This is a genomic window from Streptomyces sp. LS1784 (assembly GCF_020103755.1).
In the GTDB taxonomy this organism is placed as follows: Bacteria; Actinomycetota; Actinomycetes; order Streptomycetales; family Streptomycetaceae; genus Kitasatospora.
Genome location: NZ_JAHSQD010000681.1, coordinates 1 through 3,936 on the forward strand (window position 1 = coordinate 1; position 3,936 = coordinate 3,936).

Genomic DNA, 3,936 nt, shown 5'->3' on the forward strand with positions numbered 1-3,936 from the left:
AGTGCGGCCGCCCGCCGGGTGCGGCCCGCGCCGCCGACCCGCATGCCGGGCGCGATAGCCTGCTCCGGGCGGACCGGGCCGAGCGCACCCCGGCCGGACCGGCAGTCAGAGGGACGAGGCGGAGGGCCATTCCATGGCGGAGCACACCAGGTCGAGCATCACCATCGACGCGACCCCGGCCACGGTCATGGCCGTGATCGCGGACTTCGCCGCCTACCCGGCCTGGACCGGGGAGGTCAAGGAGATCGAGGTCCTGGAGACCGGCGGGGACGGCCGCGCCGCCCAGGTCCGGCTGCTGCTCGACGCCGGCGCCATCCGTGACGAGCACGTCCTCGCCTACACCTGGGACGGCGACCGCGAGGTCTCCTGGACCCTCGTGCGCAGCCAGATGCTCCGCTCGCTGGACGGCTCCTACACCCTCGCCCCGCTGGCCGGCGGCCGCACCGAGGTGACCTACCAGCTCGCCGTGGACGTCAAGATCCCGATGCTCGGCATGATCAAGCGCAAGGCCGAGAAGGTCATCATCGACCGCGCCCTGGCCGGTCTGAAGAAGCGCGTCGAAGGCTGACTGCACCGAACGGGGGGCCGGACGGCATGACGGCGACACGCACCATCCTGGTCAGCGGCGACGCGGGCGCGCCCGCAGTGGCCGCCGCCACCGCCCTGCACGCCGCCCGGCGCGGCCACCGCACCTGGCTGCTGGCCGGCGACGACCCCCACCGCGCCCTGGACTCCGCCCTCGGCACCCGGCTGGAGCCCGAACCGCTGCACTACGCACCGGGCCTGACCGTCTCCCGGATCGACGAGCAGGCCGCGTTCCGCTACGCCGTCGGCGAGCTCACCGGCCGGCTCAAGCCCGCCCTCGACCTGCTCGGCGCCGAACAGCTCGATCCCGAGGAACTCACCGCCCTCCCCGGCATCGCCCGGCTCGCCCTGCTGCGCGCCCTGCCCGCCGCCGACCAGGACGTCCTGGTCGTGCTCGCCCCGCCGCCCGCCGAGCTGATCGCCACCCTCGCCCTGCCCGAGCAGCTCACCCGCTACCTGGGCCGGCTCGTCCCCGAGCAACGGCAGGCCGCCCGGGCGCTGCGCCCGCTGCTGGCCGGGCTGGCCGGCGTCCCGATGCCCGCCGACTGGCTGTACGAGGGGCGCACCAAGGCCGCCGTGGCGCTGGCCGAGTCCCGCGCCGCGATCACCGGCCCGGGCACCAGCGTCCGGCTGGTCGTCCCGGCGGGCGGCCACCCGTACCAGGAGCTGCGCCGGATCCGGGCCGGGCTCGCGCTGCACGGGCACCGGCCGGACGCCGTGGTGGTGCACGGTGCGCTGCCCGACGCCGCCGTCTCCTCGCCCGACCCCTGGCTGGCCGCCCTGGCCCGCCGCCGGCAGGAGGAGCTGACCGGGCTCGCCGCCGAGACCGACGCCCCGGTGCTGGTCACCGACCTGGCCGACGCCACTCTGGAGGCCGTCGCCGACCGGCTCTACGGGGACGGGGACGGGCCCGAGCGGCTCGCCCCCGAGCCCTGGCCGGTCGAGGACCGGCTCGCCGAGGAGGGCCTGCTGGTCTGGCACCTCGACCTGCCCGGCGCCGACCGCTCCGAACTGGACCTGGTGCGCCGGGGCGATGAACTGGTGGTAGGGCTCGGCACCCACCGCCGGGTGCTCACCCTGCCGTCCGCGCTGCGCCGCTGCACGGTGGCCGGGGCGGGGCTGCACGACGGGGTGCTCTCGGTGCGGTTCGCGCCCGACCCGGCGCTCTGGCCCCGGGGCTGACGGGGGCTCGGCGCGGTTCGGCGCCTTTTCGGGCCGCCCGGCCGGTCGGGTAGCGTCGGGCCGGAGGGCCGCGGGGTGCGGCCACGGCTGAGGAGGCGCCCGCGATGACCAGCACCGACGACCGCACCGAGCCCGTCGACGACCGCACCGAGCCCGTCGACGACCGCGCCGAGTCCGCCGGCCGTGCCGAGTCCGGCCGCGCCGGGGCTGACGGTGCCGGGGCTGACGGCGACCGCACTGCGCCGGGCGGCGGGCAGTCGAACCCGTTCGGGCCGGAGCTGGGCCCGCTGGTGGACGAGGTCCGCCGGTTCGCCGGTGCGCTCGGCGAGAAGGCCCAGGAGGCGAGCGCCACCACCCTGATCACGCTCTCCGGGCTGGCCGACCGGCTGCGCACCCAGCAGCCGGAGGTCTACTCCCACCTCGCCGCGGCCGGCACCGGGCTCGCCGCAGCGGGTGCCGAGCTGCTGGCCGCCTACCGTGCCGCCGTGGTCGGGCAGGAACGCCGCTGGACCGCCGGGCAGGGCGCGCCGACCGAGAAGATCGACCTTGACGCCGACGCCGACTGCGACCTTGACGAGGCTGACAGGCCGTCCGCCAAGCAGTGAAACCGTGACCTTCGGAGGGTGATCGCGCTGCTCTCTTACGTCACGAAGAAGGAAATTAGATACGACTTTTGAAGCGTATCGGCTCGGTCGTTCCAGAATTGTCTTCGGATAATGTATGCGAGGCTGTGTACGGGGACAGAGTTGGGCGGTAGCGTTCCGTCCAGCGGGAACGAGTGAATAGCTGAGGGACACATGGCTCTGACCATCGGCGTCGATGTCGGCGGGACCAAGATCGCGGCAGGCGTGGTCGACGAGGCGGGCACGATCCTGGCCCGGACCAGGGTGCCCACCCCGGCCGACCCGCAGTGGGCGGTCGACGCCATCGCGCAGGCCGTGCGCGAGCTCAAGGAGGAGCACCCCGGCGTCACGGCGGTGGGCGTCGGCGCCCCCGGCTTCGTGGACAGCAACCGCTCCACGGTGATCTTCGCCCCCAACATCGACTGGGAGAACGAGCCGCTGCGCGGGCGGATCGAGGAGCTCACCGGCCTGTCCACCGTCGTCGAGAACGACGCCAACTGCGCCGCCTGGGCCGAGTTCCGCTTCGGCGCGGCCGCCGACCACCAGGACATGGTGCTGATCACCGTCGGCACCGGCATCGGCGGCGGCATCGTCCTGGACGGCCGGCTGCACCGCGGCCGCTTCGGCGTGGCCGGCGAGATCGGCCACCTCAACATGGTCCCCGACGGCCTGCCCTGCGGCTGCGGCGGCAAGGGCTGCTGGGAGCAGTACGGCTCCGGTCGTGCGCTGCGCCGCTACGGCCGGGAGAACGCCGCGGCCGACCCGCAGCGCGGCCGCCGGATGCTGGAGCTCAACGACGGCGTGGCCGAGACCATCCGCGGCATCCACATCACCCAGGCCGCCGAGGAGGGCGACCCGCTCGCCCTGGAGTGCTACGCCGAGCTGTCCGACTGGCTGGGCCGCGGCATGGCCGACCTCGCCGCGCTGTTCGACCCGGGCGTCTTCGTGCTCGGCGGCGGCGTCTCCGACTCCGGCCGGCTGCTGCTCGACCCGGTCGCCAAGGCCTTCGAGCACTACCTGACCGGCGGGGTGCACCGCCCGCGCGCCGAGGTCGTCCTGGCCTCGATGGGATCCGCCGCCGGCATCGTCGGCGCGGCGGACCTCGCCCGCACCGCCTGACACCCCTTCGAGCCCGCCGGCGGCGGTGCGACCGGGCCCCGACCGATCCCGGACGCGCCGCCGCCGTCGCACGTCCCGGCCCGGCCGCGTACGGTCGGATCGATCCGGTGACCGCCCAGGGGAGGACCATGAGCGCCGCGCGCGAGACCGAAACCGCCGCGAACGTCGAACCGCTGCCACCACCCGGCCCGGGCCGGCTGCGCCTGCTCAGCTACAACATCCGCTCGCTGCGCGACGACCGGCGGGCGCTGGTCCGAGTGGTCCGGGCCTGCGATCCGGACCTGGTCTGCATCCAGGAGTCCCCGCGCTACTGGCGGCCCGAGGGCCAGGCCGCCTGGCTGGCCCGGAGCACCGGGACGGCCGTGCTGGCCGGCGGCGGCCGCACCGCCGCAGGTCCGCTGCTGCTCGGCCGGCCCGGCGCGGTGGA

5 protein-coding genes are annotated in these 3,936 nt (G+C 75.3%); all 5 read left to right on the forward strand.

Annotated elements, in window-relative coordinates:
* Positions 1 to 133 precede the first annotated feature (133 nt).
* A complete protein-coding gene (locus KS423_RS40400; protein ID WP_224284715.1) occupies positions 134 to 568 on the forward strand; it encodes an SRPBCC family protein in 435 nt (144 codons plus the stop codon).
* A gap of 26 nt (positions 569 to 594) precedes the next feature.
* On the forward strand, positions 595 to 1,767 hold the full coding sequence (locus tag KS423_RS40405; RefSeq protein ID WP_224284716.1) for an ArsA family ATPase: 1,173 nt from the start codon (positions 595 to 597) through the stop codon (positions 1,765 to 1,767).
* A gap of 104 nt (positions 1,768 to 1,871) precedes the next feature.
* Positions 1,872 to 2,372, forward strand: coding sequence for a DUF5304 family protein (locus KS423_RS40410; RefSeq protein ID WP_224284717.1), 501 nt, complete (start codon positions 1,872 to 1,874; stop codon positions 2,370 to 2,372).
* Between the two features lie 192 nt (positions 2,373 to 2,564).
* Positions 2,565 to 3,509, forward strand: a complete 945-nt coding sequence (locus KS423_RS40415) for an ROK family glucokinase (RefSeq protein ID WP_224284718.1) — start codon at positions 2,565 to 2,567, stop codon at positions 3,507 to 3,509.
* Positions 3,510 to 3,637: 128 nt separating this feature from the next.
* On the forward strand, positions 3,638 to 3,936 hold a 299-nt coding region (locus KS423_RS40420; protein ID WP_374120137.1), incomplete at its 3' end, for an endonuclease/exonuclease/phosphatase family protein.

Bases quoted from the DNA above. Each gene is read 5' to 3' on its own strand.
- KS423_RS40400 (WP_224284715.1), top strand. From the start codon at position 134: ATGGCGGAGCACACCAGGTCGAGCATCACCATCGACGCGACCCCGGCC.
- KS423_RS40405 (WP_224284716.1), top strand. From the start codon at position 595: ATGACGGCGACACGCACCATCCTGGTCAGCGGCGACGCGGGCGCGCCC.
- KS423_RS40410 (WP_224284717.1), top strand. From the start codon at position 1,872: ATGACCAGCACCGACGACCGCACCGAGCCCGTCGACGACCGCACCGAG.
- KS423_RS40415 (WP_224284718.1), top strand. From the start codon at position 2,565: ATGGCTCTGACCATCGGCGTCGATGTCGGCGGGACCAAGATCGCGGCA.